Annotated in this window: 15 protein-coding genes and 1 tRNA gene; 7 read left to right on the plus strand and 9 right to left on the minus strand. The window is 67.3% G+C overall.

Annotated features, from left to right (window positions below; all coding sequences use genetic code 11):
* The first annotated feature begins 11 nt into the window (after positions 1–11).
* The gene (locus tag ACFVTM_RS19850; protein WP_390205690.1) at positions 12–275 is read left to right on the plus strand and encodes a DUF4235 domain-containing protein; all 264 of its coding nucleotides are present in this window, start codon (positions 12–14) and stop codon (positions 273–275) included.
* A gap of 83 nt (positions 276–358) precedes the next feature.
* On the opposite strand, the gene mnhG is transcribed toward ACFVTM_RS19850, so the two are convergent.
* The 6 genes from mnhG to ACFVTM_RS19880 are packed head-to-tail and all read right to left on the minus strand — an operon-like array spanning position 359 to position 6,844.
* A complete protein-coding gene (mnhG, locus tag ACFVTM_RS19855; protein ID WP_390205691.1) occupies positions 359–742 on the minus strand; it encodes a monovalent cation/H(+) antiporter subunit G in 384 nt (127 codons plus the stop codon).
* The gene (locus tag ACFVTM_RS19860; protein ID WP_390205692.1) at positions 732–1,010 is read right to left on the minus strand and encodes a monovalent cation/H+ antiporter complex subunit F; all 279 of its coding nucleotides are present in this window, start codon (positions 1,008–1,010) and stop codon (positions 732–734) included. The genes mnhG and ACFVTM_RS19860 overlap by 11 nt, the downstream gene beginning before the upstream one ends.
* The gene (locus ACFVTM_RS19865) at positions 1,007–1,552 is read right to left on the minus strand and encodes a Na+/H+ antiporter subunit E (RefSeq protein WP_390205694.1); all 546 of its coding nucleotides are present in this window, start codon (positions 1,550–1,552) and stop codon (positions 1,007–1,009) included. Before ACFVTM_RS19865 ends, ACFVTM_RS19860 begins: the two co-directional genes overlap by 4 nt.
* Complete coding sequence (locus tag ACFVTM_RS19870) at positions 1,549–3,195, minus strand: Na+/H+ antiporter subunit D (protein WP_390205695.1); 1,647 nt, start codon at positions 3,193–3,195, stop codon at positions 1,549–1,551. The genes ACFVTM_RS19865 and ACFVTM_RS19870 overlap by 4 nt, the downstream gene beginning before the upstream one ends.
* Positions 3,192–3,776 carry a Na(+)/H(+) antiporter subunit C gene (locus ACFVTM_RS19875; RefSeq protein ID WP_390205696.1) on the minus strand — a complete coding sequence of 195 codons (585 nt, stop codon included), beginning with the start codon at positions 3,774–3,776 and terminating at the stop codon, positions 3,192–3,194. Before ACFVTM_RS19875 ends, ACFVTM_RS19870 begins: the two co-directional genes overlap by 4 nt.
* A complete protein-coding gene (locus ACFVTM_RS19880; RefSeq protein ID WP_390205697.1) occupies positions 3,773–6,844 on the minus strand; it encodes a Na+/H+ antiporter subunit A in 3,072 nt (1,023 codons plus the stop codon). The genes ACFVTM_RS19875 and ACFVTM_RS19880 overlap by 4 nt, the downstream gene beginning before the upstream one ends.
* Before the next feature lie 245 nt (positions 6,845–7,089).
* Between ACFVTM_RS19880 and ACFVTM_RS19885 the strand changes: the two genes are divergently transcribed.
* The 3 genes from ACFVTM_RS19885 to ACFVTM_RS19895 are packed head-to-tail and all read left to right on the plus strand — an operon-like array spanning position 7,090 to position 10,213.
* Positions 7,090–8,490 (plus strand): MFS transporter, encoded by a 1,401-nt coding sequence (locus ACFVTM_RS19885; RefSeq protein WP_390205698.1) that lies wholly within the window; start codon positions 7,090–7,092, stop codon positions 8,488–8,490.
* A 38-nt stretch (positions 8,491–8,528) separates the two neighbouring features.
* Positions 8,529–9,011: a cation:proton antiporter regulatory subunit gene (locus tag ACFVTM_RS19890; protein WP_390205699.1), complete on the plus strand. Its 483-nt coding sequence runs from the start codon at positions 8,529–8,531 to the stop codon at positions 9,009–9,011.
* A 5-nt stretch (positions 9,012–9,016) separates the two neighbouring features.
* The gene (locus ACFVTM_RS19895; protein ID WP_390205700.1) at positions 9,017–10,213 is read left to right on the plus strand and encodes a cation:proton antiporter; all 1,197 of its coding nucleotides are present in this window, start codon (positions 9,017–9,019) and stop codon (positions 10,211–10,213) included.
* 60 nt (positions 10,214–10,273) lie between these two features.
* On the opposite strand, the gene dcd is transcribed toward ACFVTM_RS19895, so the two are convergent.
* On the minus strand, positions 10,274–10,849 hold the full coding sequence (dcd, locus tag ACFVTM_RS19900) for a dCTP deaminase (RefSeq protein ID WP_390205714.1): 576 nt from the start codon (positions 10,847–10,849) through the stop codon (positions 10,274–10,276).
* Positions 10,850–10,965: 116 nt separating this feature from the next.
* Positions 10,966–11,412 carry an SRPBCC family protein gene (locus ACFVTM_RS19905; RefSeq protein ID WP_390205701.1) on the minus strand — a complete coding sequence of 149 codons (447 nt, stop codon included), beginning with the start codon at positions 11,410–11,412 and terminating at the stop codon, positions 10,966–10,968.
* A 290-nt stretch (positions 11,413–11,702) separates the two neighbouring features.
* On the opposite strand from ACFVTM_RS19905, the gene ACFVTM_RS19910 reads away from it, so the two are divergent.
* Positions 11,703–11,776 (plus strand) — tRNA-Gly (locus tag ACFVTM_RS19910).
* A gap of 108 nt (positions 11,777–11,884) precedes the next feature.
* Here the strand turns inward: ACFVTM_RS19910 and ACFVTM_RS19915 are convergent.
* On the minus strand, positions 11,885–13,258 hold the full coding sequence (locus ACFVTM_RS19915; protein WP_390205702.1) for an MFS transporter: 1,374 nt from the start codon (positions 13,256–13,258) through the stop codon (positions 11,885–11,887).
* A gap of 139 nt (positions 13,259–13,397) precedes the next feature.
* Between ACFVTM_RS19915 and ACFVTM_RS19920 the strand changes: the two genes are divergently transcribed.
* Positions 13,398–14,252 carry a LysR substrate-binding domain-containing protein gene (locus ACFVTM_RS19920; RefSeq protein WP_390205703.1) on the plus strand — a complete coding sequence of 285 codons (855 nt, stop codon included), beginning with the start codon at positions 13,398–13,400 and terminating at the stop codon, positions 14,250–14,252.
* A gap of 286 nt (positions 14,253–14,538) precedes the next feature.
* Positions 14,539–14,934, plus strand: coding sequence for a hypothetical protein (locus tag ACFVTM_RS19925; protein ID WP_390205705.1), 396 nt, complete (start codon positions 14,539–14,541; stop codon positions 14,932–14,934).
* Positions 14,935–15,050: the final 116 nt, after the last annotated feature.

Consider the following 15,050-nt stretch of genomic DNA (forward strand, 5'->3'; position numbering starts at 1 on the left):
GAGACCGAAGAATGAACATCCTCATCAAGCTGCTCGGCACCGGCATCAGCCTGGCGGCCGGCTTTGCCGGCACCAAGCTGGTGGACACCATCTGGGAAAAGTCCACGGGCAACAAGCCGCCCAAGGGCCACGACGACGACGTCCCCACCACGCTGCGCACCGCTTTGACGTTCGCCCTGATCTCCGCATCGGTCAGCGCCATCATCCAGGTGCTCGCCAACCGCGGCACCCAGCGCGCGATCACCCGCTTCGCCAAGACCCAGGACATCGTCTAGCCGGACCAGGCCGGCGGACCGGATCCGGCTGGCCGGACCGCCCTGGCCGGGCGGGGCCGGCCCGGTGGGGCTGACCGTTTCGGCTAGCTGGCTTCGCCGTCGTCCGCTCCGTGCTTGGCGGCCGCCTGCTGGACCACGGCCTCGAGCTCGTCGGCGGTCAGCAGCTCCGGATGCAGGTGCTTGGTCCGGTAACCGGCCCGGCCCACCATGTGGGCCGACACGGGGACGGTCAGCAGCTGGAAGAGCCACGCCACCACCAGGACGGGCCACACCCACCAGGTGCGCATCTGCAGGCCAAGGGCCGCCAACAGCAGGAACAGTCCGAGGACCTGCGGTTTGGTGGCGGCGTGCATCCTGCTCATGAGGTCCGGGAACCGCAACAGCCCGATTGCGGCGCCGAGGGACATGAGGGCGCCGGTCACCATGAACAAGGCAGAGACGGCGTCGATCACTGTTTCAGGATTCACGGACAGTCTCCCTCCGGTCAGCCACGAACCGGGCGAAGGTGACCGAGCCGACGAAGCCGATGAGGGATATCGACACCAGCAGCATCAGGTTGTTCAGGTGCCGGTTGGCGGCCATGTCGATGCACAGCGCCGCCCCGAAGATCGCCAGCAGCACGTCGGCGGCGAGGACCCGGTCCAGCAGTGACGGGCCCCGGGCGATCCGGATGATCGCCCCCAGGGCGGCGAGGGAAAGTACGACGGCGGTCACCGTCAGGACGATCTGCATCATGGGGTGGCCTCCTGGGTAAGGGCGGAGAGTTCGTCTTTGGAGCCCATGATCCTGATCAGCCCGGCCTCGGTGTCCCGGACCTCCTTGCGCAGCTTGGCCGCGTCCTGGGCGTTGCGGACGTTGATGCCGTGGATATAGAGCGTGGACGTGGACCTGTCCACCTCCACCACAAGGGATCCCGGAATCAGGGAGATCACATGCCCGGTGGCTGTGACCAGGAGGTCGGAATGGCTCCGCAGCGGCACGGCGACGATTGCGCTGACCACTTTGGGGCCGCGGGCCACGGCGAGGTACAGGACCTGGAAGCTTGCCGAGACGACTTTTCCCAGGAAGACGAGGGCGAAGGGGACGGCACGGAGCACGTTGAAGCGGCCCCCGAGCTCCACCGGGGGCAGGTAGAAGATGCGCGCCACGAGGACGGCGATCAGGGCACCGAACAGGAGATTGCCGGGGCTGAAGTCCTGCCACAGTGCGCCCCAGACGAAAACCAGCCACACCAGCAGCGGCAGTTCCTGGCGCAGCGAGATCCTTTTCCGGCTCATTTCCCGCCGCCCTGTTCCTGGACCTGCCCGGGCTGTACCTGCCCTTGCTGGACCTCCGACGGCACCGGCGGCACCGGCGCGTCCTCGCCCAGCACGGCCTGGATATAGGGGGCCCGGTTCAGCATTTCTACGGCGGACTGGTCGGCCACCCTGAACAGCGGCCCGGCAAAGACCGTCAAGGCCACGCCAAAGACCACCAGGCCCAGGGTGGAGCCCACCATGGTGCGCGGCAGCAGGGTCACGTTCGCCCGGCCGGCCCGGTCCCCGGTGGCGGCGTCCGCCGGCGCCGCCAGGAGCACAGGATCGGGGTGTTCGGCGTCCTCGGGCTTGCGCCAGAATGCCCGGTTCCAGACCCTCGCGATCGCCAGCAGGGTCAGCAGGCTCGTCAGCACCCCGCCGATCACCAGGGCATAGGCCAGGGGCGTGCCCAGCTCGACGCCCGCCTGAAGGAGCCCCAGCTTGCCCAGGAAGCCCGAGAACGGCGGGATGCCGGCCAGGTTCATGGCGGGAATGAAGAACAGGACCCCCAAAACCGGGGAGAGTTTGGCCAGCCCGGCCACGCGGTCCATGGACGAGCTGCCGCCGCGGCGTTCAATCAGGCCGGTCACCAGGAACAGGCTGGTCTGGATGGTGATGTGGTGGGCCACGTAGAAGACCGCGGCGCCCAGGCCGGCCACCGTGGACATGGCCAGGCCAAAGACCATGTAGCCAATGTGGCTGACCAGGGTGAAGGACAGGAGTCTCTTGATGTCGCTCTGGGCCAGGGCGCCGAGGATGCCCACCACCATGGTCAGCAGCGCCGCGACCATGAGCGGGGCGTTGAGCGCATCGCCCGGGAAGAGCAGCGTCTCCGTGCGGACCATCGCGTAGACGCCCACCTTGGTCAGCAGCCCGGCAAACACGGCGGTAACCGGGGCCGGGGCGGTGGGGTAGGAGTCGGGAAGCCAGAAGGACAGCGGGAACACGGCGGCCTTGATGCCGAAGGCCACCAGCAGCATGACGTGCAGCAGTGTCCGGGTGCCTTGGTCGAGGTCCCCCAGCTTGATGGCGAGGTCCGCCATGTTGATGGTTCCGGTGGCGCCGTAGACCATGGCGATCGCGATCAGGAACAGCACCGAGGACACCACCGAGACCACCACGTAGGTCACGCCGGCCCGGATGCGCGGGCCCGTTCCGCCGAGGGTGATGAGCACGTAGCTGGCCGTCAGCAGGATCTCAAAGCCGACGTAGAGGTTGAAGAGGTCTCCGGAGAGGAAGGCGTTGGACACCCCGGCCACGAGGATCAGGTACGTGGGGTGGAAGATCGAGACCGGGGCGTCGCGGTCGCCGTCGGCCATGCCCTGTCCCGTGGCGTAGATCAGCACGGCAAGGCTCACGGCCGAGGACACCACGAGCATCAGCGAGGAGAACTGGTCCACCACCAGCACAATGCCCCAGGGCGGCAGCCATCCGCCGATGTTCACCGCGGTTGTCCCGCCGTCCCAGACGGAAGCCAGCAGCCAGCATTCCAGCAGCAGGGTCAGCGCCAGGAGGGCGATGCTGACCGCACGCTGGGCCCGGGGATAGCGGATCAGCAGGAAGGTCAGGGCGGCGCCCAGGATGGGGAGTACGACGGCGAGCGGGGCAAAGCTGGCGATGTTCACTCTCCGCCTCCTTCCGGTCTGGGGTTCACGTTGAGGGAGCCGGGCTGTTCTTCAGAGGCGGCCCTGTCGGCCCGCACGGGGCGGTCGCCGGACATAACCGCGGCGGTGCCGCTCCCTGCCCCGGTACGGGCAGCTGCGGGTCCCGGGCTGTCGGAGCCGGCCATGGCCAGCGGAAACTCCGAGGTCTCGACCGGGATCACCGAGTCGTCCTCGGCATCGAAGCTGGGTGTTTCCGCGACGCGGCGGTCTTCGGCGTCGTCCTGGATTTCGTCCTGGCGGGCCAGGACCCAGGTCCGGTAGATGATGCCCAGCATGAACGAGGTGACGGCGAAGGAGATCACGATCGAGGTGAGGATCAGGGCCTGCGGCAGGGGATCGTTGTAATCCCCGGCCGGGATGCTCTTCTCGAAGATCGGCGCCAGCCCGGCGTAACCGCCGGTGGCGAGGATCAGCAGGTTGGTGGCATTGGCCAGCAGCATGAGGCCCAGCAGCACCCTTGTGAGGCTGCGTTCAAGGATCAGGTAGATGCCGCAGGCGTAGAGCGCCCCCATGACCGTCAGCAAGGTCAGATTGACGCTCATGTTCTCCCCCTGGCAGTAGTTTCCGCGTCGGCACTCTCCTCGTCGGCATATTCCGCGTCCTCATTTTCCGCGTCATTTTCCGCGGCCGCGGAGCCGCCCACGGCCTCGTGGTCCTCGGACAGCCCGGGCTGTTCCTCGAAATGCTCGTCGATTTCCGCGCCCAGGCTGCGCAGCACATCCAGGGCAAGTCCCACCACCACGATGTACACACCGATGTCGAAGATGGTCGAGGTGACGAACTTGATGTCGCCAAAGACGGGCAGCCACAGCTCCACGATGGCGCTCTGGAACACCTGGCCGCCCAGCAGCAGCGGCGTCATTCCCGCGGCAGCGGCCGTGGCCAGGCCGATCCCCAGCAGCGTGCCGGCGCCGACGGGCGTGGCTTCGCGGAGCTCGAAGCGGCCGCCGGCGAGGTAGCGGATGGTCAGGGCGAGACCGGCAGTGAGGCCGCCGGCGAAGCCGCCGCCGGGCAGGTTGTGGCCGGCGAGGAGCAGATAGAGGGAGAACACGATCATCGAGTGGAAGATGAGGCGCGTGACCACCTCGAAGATGATCGAGCGGCGTTCGGGGGCGAGGGTGCGGCCGGCCACCAGCCAGGCGTCGCGGGTGGCGGCGGCGAACCGCCGGTTCATCGCCAGGGCGGCATCGTCGCGGGTGCTCCCCCTGGCCCCTGTACGCCGGCCCACCGTCCCTTCCGCGACAGAGGCGGACGCCCGGATGCGGTCGCCGCGGCCGCGGACGAAGATGAGGCTGGCCACGCCGGTGGCGGCCAGGGCCAGGACCGAGATCTCGCCAAAGGTGTCCCAAGCCCGGATGTCCACCAGGGTCACGTTGACGACGTTGAGGCCGCCGCCTCCCTCATAGGCCAGTTGCGGGAACTGCAGGGAAACCGGCGGCGCCACCCGGGCGCCGAGGGCGTAGATGGCCACGAAAATCATCGTGGCGCCGAAGGCCAGTCCGATCACCACGCGGATGACCCGGTATTTCCCGCCGGTGCGGTCGCGCAGGCCCGCGGGCAGGCTCCGCATGGCCAGCACGAACGCCACCAGGATGATCGTTTCGACCAGCATCTGGGTCAGGGCAAGGTCCGGTGCGCCTTGCAGCGCGAACATCAGGGCAATGCCGTAGCCGGTGACGGACACCATCAGGACGGCCAGGAAGCGTTTGTTGGCGCGCACTGCGGCGAGCGCCCCGATCACGATTCCGGCACCCGCCACCAGCTGAAGGGGCGAGCCCGGATCAACGAAGTAGAGATTCGGCGGCAGGGGATTGTCGGCCAGCAGCAGCGCAGTCAGCGGCAGGACGAACGCTACGGTCAGGATGACGGAGAGGTAGAAGAACAGCGAACCACGCTGGGTCCGTCCCGTGATCCAGACCGCGGTGTCGTCCAGGGCGCCGATCGTTTGCTGGTAGGCGCGGTCGGCGTCGATCCAGCCCGGCACCCGTGACTGCAGCCGGGACACGACGTTGCGGCCGTAGAACATGGCCAGTCCCAGTGCGAACGTCAGCGCCGTCAGGCCCAGGGCCGGGGTGACGCCGTGCCACAGCGCCAGGTGCCCGGGCGAGGACGTGGCGCCGTCGGCAGTGCCGTCCACGAAAAGCGCCGCATAGGGCTGGACCCAGCCGTCAACGGGGGCGGGCCATAGTCCGTAGAGGATTGTCAGGAAGCTCAGGATCGCCGGCGCGGCCAGGAAGGCGGGTGTGATCGGCTTGAAGGCTGTGGGCTCCACGCCGGGCTTGAGGGCGAAGGCGCCCCACATGAACCGGGCGCTGTAGGCGAAGGTCAGGACGGAACCGAGCACCAGGCCTGCCAGGAGCCAGGGCCCGGTCCCGGACTCGGAGCGGTAGTGCACAAAGGCCTCGAACACCGATTCCTTGGCGACGAAGCCGGCCAGCGGGGGGATGCCCGCCATCGAGGCCGTGCCGATCGCCGCCACGATCGCCAGCGCCCGGGCCGAGCCGTAAACACCGGAGAGCTCGCGGATGTCGCGGGTCCCGGCCTGGTGGTCGATGATGCCCACCACCAGGAAGAGGGTGGCCTTGAACAGCGCGTGCGCCACGAGCAGGGCGAGTCCGGCGAGCGCGGCCTCGGGGGTGCCGAGGCCCATCACCATGGTCAGGAAGCCCAGCTGGCTCACGGTGCCGTACGCGAGGATGAGCTTGATATCGGTTTGCCGGAGGGCCCGGTAGCCGCCCACCAGCATGGTGGTCAGGCCCAGGCCGAGCACGATCGGCAGCCATGGCGGGGCTTCGGTGAATCCGGGAGCCAGGCGGGCCACTAGGTAGATCCCGGCCTTCACCATGGCGGCGGCGTGCAGGTAGGCGCTCACGGGCGTGGGGGCGGCCATCGCGCCGGGGAGCCAGAAGTGGAAGGGCACCAGTGCGGATTTGGTGATGGCACCGATCAGGATCAGGACGACGGCGGCGCTCACGGCTCCTGCGGCCGGGCCGGCGAGGAGGGCGGGGGCCTCGTCCAGGATTGCCTGGATCCGGTAGGTGCCGGCGGTCGAGCCGAGGATGATGAGCCCCACGAGCATGGCCAGCCCGCCGGCGGTGGTCACCACGAGGGCCTGCAGCGCCGAGCGCCGCGCGGAGAGCCTGGTGCGGGCATACCCGATCAGCAGGTAGGACAGGACGGTGGTGAGCTCCCAGAAGATGAACATCAGCAGGAGGTCATCGGCGGTGACCAGGCCGAACATCGCACCGGCGAAGGCCAGGAGTTGCGCGCCGAACCCGCCGAGGTTGTCGTCCTTGTCGCTGAAATACCGGGCGCAGTACACCAGCACCAGCGCGCCCACGCCCAGTATCAGCAGGGACATGACCCAGGCCAGGGCATCCATCCGGAACGCGAGATCCAGCTGCAGCTCGGGAATCCAGGGCCAGACTTCGGTGATCGCCCCGGGCGAATGCCCTGCATCGGAATAAATTGCATCGTGCTGCAGGATCAGCCAGATAAAGGAGGCCGCTGGGACCGCGGCCAGGGCGAAGAACGCGTTCCTGCCAAACTTTCGGAACAGCAGCGGGGCCACAGCAGCCACCGCAAACTGCACGGCAAGGACTGTGATCACTGGTGTCTCCGCAACGTCAGAATTTCGATTGTCAGCAAGTTGGAGCAGGCGGTTCATTTGTTAGGTTCGGTGCCGACAGTTTACCAAGCGTGTACAAATTCTTTTGGCCCGAACACCGGTCACTGGACAATTCGTAGCAAAAACGAGACCGCAGCCAAACAAGCAGCCAAACAATGCGTCGCCAGGCCCGCCTGCCCTGCCCTGCCACCCGTCGGAGGACACCCTTGGCGGCTACCATTCAGGCTATGAACACTGCCGCCGCCCCAGAGGCCAAGCGAGAATCGGAACTGGAATCGGGAAGTCCCGTCTCGCGGAAGGGCCGAATCCTCGCGTGGGCGGCGTGGGACTGGGGTTCGGCCGCCTTCAATGCCGTCATGACAACGTTCGTTTTCACCGTCTACCTGACCTCCAAAGCCTTCGGCGGGGAGGACCAGGCCTCGGCGGTCCTGGGCGCCGCGCTGGCCGTCGCCGGCGTCGCCGTCGCCCTCCTGGCCCCGGTCACCGGGCAGCGCTCGGACACCGGCGGCCGGCGCAAGCTGTGGCTCGGCGTCAACACGGCCGCCGTCGCGCTCTTGACCGGTCTGTGCTTCTTCGTCTTCCCGCGGCCGGACTTCCTGATCCTTGGCGTCACCCTGATAGCCCTGGGCAACGTCTTCTTCGAATTCGCCGGCGTCAACTACAACGCCATGCTCGCCCAGATCTCCACTCCGCGGAACATCGGCAAGGTGAGCGGCTTCGGCTGGGGCATGGGATATCTCGGCGGCATCGTGGCGCTGCTAGTTGTGCTCCAGCTCTTTGTCCAGCCCAGCTTCGAGTGGTTTGGCGCCTCAACCGCGGACAGCCTCAACATCCGGCTCGTGGCAGTGTTCTCGGCCCTGTGGTTCTTCATCTTTGCCTTGCCGGTGCTGTTCGCCGTGCCGGAAGTGCCACGCGCCGAGCGGGGCGCGGGCCTGGGGTTCCTCGCCTCCTATGGCCTGCTGGTCCGGCGGATCAAGGCGATCTACCGGACCAGCCCGCACACCATCTACTTCCTCCTCGCCAGCGCGATCTTCCGGGACGGGCTGGCCGCCGTCTTCACCTTTGGCGGCGTAATCGCGGCCGGTACCTTCGGCTTCGAGCTCAAGGACGTCATCTTCTTCGCGATCTTCGGCAACGTCGTGGCGGCCGTCGGCGCCATCCTGGGCGGCTTCCTGGATGACAAGATCGGGCCAAAGGCCGTGATTATCGCGTCCCTCGCCGGCCTGCTGGTCGCGGGCACCGCGATCCTGATCCTCGGCAACGACACCCACGAGTTCCTCGGCATGGCCTGGGCCGGGACCACCACATTCTGGGTTTTTGGTTTGCTGCTGTGCCTTTTCGTAGGGCCGGCGCAGTCCTCCTCCCGCGCCTACCTCGCCCGGCTCGCCCCGCACGGCGAATCCGGCGAACTCTTCGGCCTCTACGCCACCACGGGCCGGGCCGTGAGCTTCCTCGCCCCGGCCCTTTTCACCCTGTGCATCGCCGTGGCCACGCCTTTCGTGGCCACCGGCGAGGCCCAGCGCTGGGGCATCCTTGGCATTATGGTGGTGCTGCTCGCGGGCCTGCTGGTGCTCCTGCCCGTCAAGGCCCCGGACCAGACCGAAATCGCGGTCGTCCCCGAGTCCTGAGGCGGCCGAAAATCCGGTTCGCACACTAGGCTGATGATATGAACGTGGATGAGACGGACCTCCCCGGCCTCGGCCGGCGCAAGGACTTCATGACTGCCTCCGGACGCCGGATCGGCGTGGTCGAATACCGGGAAGGCCAGACGGAACTCATCGTCTCGACCTGGGACGATCCGGACACCTGCCAGGCCTCCATCCCGCTGACAGCGGATGAGGCCGCCACCCTGGGCAACCTCCTGGGCGGCCAGCGCATTGCCATGCAGCTTTCGGAAGCACACCGGGAAATCCCCGGCATCGTGACCCGGCAGTTTTCGATCAGCGCCGAGTCGCCGTTCCAGAACCAGCCGATGGGCAAGGCGTGCATTCGAACCCGCAGCGGGGTCTCGATCGTTGCCATCATGCGTGAAGGCGAGGTCCTGCCCTCGCCGGGACCCGACGTCGTCCTTCACCCCGGTGACCTCCTCGTTGCGGTGGGGACGCAAGAAGGCCTGGACACGGCGGCCGGCATCCTTCGTAACGGATAAGCGGCATGGATCCGCTCGCGCTGACCCTGATCGAGCTGGGGGCTGTCGTCTTCTGTCTCGGCCTGCTGGCCAGACTGGCCGGGCGGATCGGGATGTCCCCCATCCCGCTGTATCTGGTGGGAGGCCTCTTTTTCGGGGCCGGCGGCCTCGTCAAGCTTGAAGGCATGCACGAGTTCGCCCACCTTTCAGGCGAGATCGGCGTGATCCTCCTCCTGCTTATGCTTGGCCTGGAATATACGGCGGCCGAGCTTGTCACCGGCCTGCGGAGGTCCTGGCAGGCCGGTGTCCTGGACCTGCTGCTGAATTTCCTGCCCGGCGCAGGGCTCGCTGTGATGCTGGGGTGGGGCGTCGTGGGGGCCATGGTGATGGGCGGCGTCACCTACATTTCATCCTCCGGGATCGCTGCCAAAGTGATCACCGATCTCGGCCGGATCGGCAACCGGGAAACCCCGGTGGTCCTTTCCATCCTGGTCTTCGAGGACCTGGCCATGGCCGTGTACCTGCCGGTCCTGACCGCCACGCTGGCCGGCGTCAGCTTCCTGGTGGGCCTGCAGACCGTGGGCATTTCGCTGGCCGTCGTCACCCTGGTCCTGGTGGTGGCCCTGCGGCACGGCCACCACGTGTCCAAGGCGGTGCACAGCGAGAACTCCGAGGTGTTCCTGCTGAACCTGCTGGGCGCGGCGCTGCTCGTGGCAGGGCTCGCCGCCGCCATGCAGGTCTCCGCGGCAGTGGGAGCGTTCATGCTCGGCATCGCGATTTCCGGCGCCACGGCCCACAGCGCCACCCGCGTCCTGGAGCCGCTCCGGGACCTCTTCGCGGCCATCTTCTTTGTTGTCTTTGGCCTCAACACGGACCCCCGGTCCATCCCTCCGGTCCTGGGCTGGGCGCTGCTGCTGGCCGTGGCGACCGCGGCCACCAAAGTGCTCACCGGGTTCTGGGCGGCGAAACAGGCCGGGATCGGCGTTCCGGGCCGTTTCCGTGCGGGAGCGGCCCTGATCGCGCGCGGCGAGTTCTCGATTGTGATCGCCGGCCTGGCCGTGGCCTCCGGCGTGGTTCCCTCAGAGCTGGCGGCCCTCGCCACCGCCTACGTCCTGATCATGGCGATTGTGGGGCCGCTGGCCGCCCGCTTCGTGGAGCCGATCGTCCGGCTCGTGCGCCGTCCCGTGCGACGGCCGGAGGTCCGGACCTCCGGCCAGGCCTGAGCCGCGGCTGAGTCAGCGGGCGTTGCGTCCGCCGGCGCTGCGGTGTCTAGATGTCGGTGTCTAGATGTCGGTGAGGTGGAAATTCTGGTGGCTGCGGCTGGCCGTGGGGCCGCGCTGGCCCTGGTAGCGGTTGCCGTACTCCCCCGAACCGTAGGGGAACTCAGCGGCCGAGGAAAGCCGGAAGAAGCACAGCTGGCCGATCTTCATGCCGGGCCACAGCTTGATGGGCAGCGTGGCCATGTTGGACAGTTCCAGGGTCACGTGGCCGGAGAATCCGGGATCGATGAAACCCGCCGTGGAGTGCGTCAGGAGGCCAAGCCGGCCGAGCGAGGACTTGCCCTCGAGACGGGCCGCAATGTCATCCGGAAGGGTCACGGTCTCGTACGTGGAGCCAAGGACGAACTCCCCCGGGTGCAGGATGAACGGTTCGCCGGACTCCACTTCCACGAGGCGGGTCAGCTCGGGCTGCTCCTCGGCCGGGTCAATGTGGGCGTATTTGTGGTTGTCGAACAGCCGGAAGAATTTGTCGATCCTGACGTCCACCGAGGACGGCTGGACCATGGCGGGCTCGAACGGCTCGAGGACAATCCGCTGGGAGTCAATTTCGGTTCGAATGTCGCGGTCGGAGATCAGCACAAGTTCAAAAATACCGCACGGCGCCCGGCCCGGCTTCACGGCCGGCTTCACGGGCGTGAACAGCCGCCCAGTGTTACTTTCCCGGCACGCCAGCTTGCCGCCCGGCGCCGGCTCTTCTATTCCGCAGCAGGCATATCTTCAAGGATGGACTTGAGCCGCTCGAGTTGACCCACTTCTGCCTTCATCCGCCGGCGGAACGGGCTGGTCACCCGGACCATGAATCCCTTGGGCTCGTAGTTCAGGGCGAACCGGACGCGCGTGCTGGGACCCTCGGTGCTCAGGTAGTAGCCGCCGTGCGGCCGGGCCGGCCCGACGATGACCTGGTACTGGATCTCGGCCCCCGTCCTGGCCTCGATGATTTCGAAGTCCGCGGCCACGGGGCGTCCGCCGGGCCCGGCGATGGTCTGCCGGTACACGGCACCTTTGGCGCCGGCGGCGCCGGAGAGCAGCTCCACGCTGCGGACGCCTTCGCGCCACAGCGGCAGATGGCCGGGGTCCAGGAGGAAGTTGTACACACTCAGGGCGTCACGGTGGATGATGACGTCGTACTCTGCGAATGCCACGAAAATCCTTGCTCGGCGGAGGTCAAATGGGCGTAGCCCGCTTCCCCCGAACTGCGGCTAACCATTTCAGGATAGACAGCAGGGCCCCGCCCCGCGCGGCTGCGGGACGGGCCTTCGCCGAATGGTGTCCGAAGAGTTATGGGACGCGGCAGAGTGTTACGTCATGCAGTGTGGGGACGGACACGGCACAGCGCGCCACCGGGAGGTGTTCAACGACGCCGCCAGACTGGGGTAATGTAAATCTCGTTGTTTCAGCGGGGCAAGATCCGGCACTTTGGCCGGTCCCATCTGCGGCTGTAGCTCAATGGTAGAGCGCTAGCTTCCCAAGCTTGATACGCGGGTTCGATTCCCGTCAGCCGCTCCAATCGACTCCCGCGCCGTGGTTTCCGCACGGTTCCCGGGTTTCCGCACCGAAAACGGACAGCCGCTGCGTGGATCCACGCAGCGGCTGTCCTGTTTAGGCGCGAAAAGCCTACGGTGTGGCGGCTGCCTGCCGGCCGCCCGGGTTCCGGACAATCCGCAGCAGCCGGCGCCGGTCCTTCAAATCCACCTTGAGCATGAGCTGCCCGCGCCGTGCGAGGACGACGGCGATGGTCGCGGCGGCCAGCATCGGCATGCCCCCGGAGACCAGGACGGCGGTGTGCGGGTTCGCGTGCTCGGCGAGCCAGCCCATCATGGGGCCTCCGATTGCCTGCCCGCCGATCAGCACCATGATGTACAGGCTCATGACGCGCCCGCGGATGGCCAGGTTGGCGCTGACCTGGACCAGCTGGTTCGCGGCGGTCAGGAACATGAGGCACCAGAAACCGGCCAGCACCATGGCCACGCCGAACCATGGCATCGACGGCGCCGCGGATGCCAGGCAGAGCATGAGCCCGTACATCCCCGCGCCCAGCACCACCGAGCGCAGCCGCAGGGCACGCCGCCGGGCCGAGGTGACGGCCCCGGCCAGCGCTCCGAGGGCCACCAAGGTGTTGAGCAGGCCGTAGCCGCCGGCACCGGCGTCGTACACGTGGGCCGCGAAAGCGGCAAGCAGCACCGGCAGGCTCATGGCGAACACCGCGATGAACCCTGCCATCAGCCAGGGCCAGTAGATGGTGGGCTTGCTGAGCGCGTAGTCCAGCCCTTCCCTCAGCATGCCCCGGCGCTTGGCGGCCGGGACGCTGACGTGCAGCTGGTCCTTGCGCAGGCTCAACAGCATGGTCACCGTGAAGCAGCAGGCCACGGCGTTGGCGGCAAAGGCCCAGCCGGCACCCACGGCGGTCAGCAGGATCCCGGCGATCGCGGGACCGATCAGGCCGCCGAGCTGGAAGATCGTGGAGTTCACGCTGATCGCGTTCCGCAGGTAGCGGGGGCCCACGAGTTCGTTGACGAACACCTGGCGGGCCGGCTGGTCCAGCACGGTCACGAGCCCGAGTACCAGCGCGATCGCGTAGACGTGCCCCACCTCGATCCGCTGGCTGAGCGCCAGGACGGCCAGGGTTGCGGCCAGGGCGGCGGCCACAGACTGGCACAGCATGAGGATTTTCCGCTTCGCGAAGCGGTCTGCCATCATGCCGGCCCAGGGGCCAAGGAACAGGGACGGCAGGAACTGCAGGGCCACGGTGATACCGACGGCGGTGACGGAACCGGAGAGCTGGAGCACCAGCCAGTCCTGGGCGATCCGCTGCATCCAGAGCGCGATGACGGCGATGAAGTGCCCGATCGCGAAGATGCGGAAGTTGCGGACCTTCAGCGAAATGAAGGTGTGGCGCCACGGCAGGCGCTCGTTGACGACGGCAATGGGCTGGGTGATGGTGTCCGGCAGGGAAGCTGCGTTTGCCTCTAGCGGCGGAGGGGGTGCCACGGAAAGTCCTCAAAAGAGCGGGTGGGTGGGATGGACTTAACGCTAGGCTGGCCCCAAGAGATTATGGAAGCGTATTCCCTGCATAACTCGCATTACGAAACGCAATGCCGTGTCGGCGGCACCGGATCCGGGAGACCCCATGTTCGAACCCGCCCAGCTGCGCTCTTTCCTGGCCGTGGCCGAAACCCTGAGTTTCACCAAGGCCGCGGAACGCCTCGGCCTGGCCCAGCCCACTGTCAGCCAGCATGTCCGCAAGCTGGAGTCCGCCGCCAAGCGGGTGCTGATTGCCCGGGATACCCGGGACGTCCGGTTGACTGACAACGGCGACGCCATGGCCGGATTCGCCCGCAGCATCCTCGCGGCGCACGATGCCGCCAGCCGCTATTTCTCCGGATCCGCCATGCGCGGCCGCCTGCGTTTCGGCACGGCCGACGACCTCGCCATCACGGGGCTGCCCCGCATCCTGCGGGAATTCCGGCAGATTTATCCGCAGATCAACCTCGAGCTGACCGTGGGCCAGAGCGACCAGCTCTACAAACGCCTCAACGCCGGGCAGCTGGACCTCGTGTTTGTGAAATGGGTGGCCGGCGCCAAGGACGGGACCGTGGTCCAGCAGGACGCGTTCGCCTGGGTCGGCCTCGAGCAGACCGTACTGGATCCGGCCGATCATGTCCCGCTGATCGCCTACCCCTCCCCCAGCCTGAGCCGGAAACTGGCGATCGACGCCCTCGAGGCCACCGGCCGCACGTGGCGGATCACCTGCACCACCCGGCAGATCAGCGGCGTCTTGGCCGCCGTCCGGGCCGGAATTGGGGTGGCCGTCATGCCGTCCTCCCTTGTGCCGGAGGACCTGAAAATCATCACCCGCCGCTTCGACCTGCCGCCGGTGGGTGACGTCGATTTCACGCTCATCCGCAACCCGTTGGCCAACACCGAGGTGATCGATGCCCTCACGCAGGCGATCGTGGGCAGGACCCTGAAGCGCCAGGCCTGATGCCGGCCTGGTGCAATGCCCGCTGCCGGAATTGCCGTCGGAATTGATCACTGGGCGGCCCGCGCCCGGGCCGCGGATCCGTCCACGGTACTTACACGGGGGACTACCCGGGCGATGGCAGTACTTACTTGACCATTGAACGGTACAGGTACTTCATCTATCCTGACATTACTTAAGATCAGCCGTTCGAGGTCAAGCAGAGGCCCACGACAACGATTCTAAATACGGACGCTGTCCGTCGCTGCCCTATGGCCGGCGCCGCGGCGTTCGGGATAGGCCGACAACGATGCCAGCCATAAACCACGCACGTCCGTCCGCACCGGTTGCCGCCCGCCCGCCGCGGGCCGGACATCCGGTATCTGTATCCGCGCATCCGGCAGCGCCCCTGCACCACGCCGGCACCGCAGTGCAGCATTCCAGCGCCGTCCAACACACCACCACGGGCCACCAGGGAATTCGCCCGGCCACCCTGGCGGAGTCCGAATATGTGGCCAGCCCGTACTGCGAACGCTGCGGCACGGACGAGTTCATTTACTTGGAGGCCTTCGTCCCGGCCACGCACCGGCGGGACGGCGCGGTCAGCAAACTCGGCGAGGTCACGTACTTCTGCTCGGGCTGCGACGATTTCTCCGCCCACGCGGTTCCGGCCTCGTGGGTCCCGCCGGGCTGGTACTTCGGCTAGGCCCCTGTTTACACCGCGGCCGACAGCGCCGCAGCCGCCTGAGTCCGCGGCCAAATTGACTCAGCGGGACGCTTAACGCCGTCGCCGCCGTGCCGCACCGGATGGTGCTGCACGGC

Source organism: Arthrobacter sp. NPDC058130 (assembly GCF_042884475.1).
GTDB lineage: Bacteria > Actinomycetota > Actinomycetes > Actinomycetales > Micrococcaceae > Arthrobacter.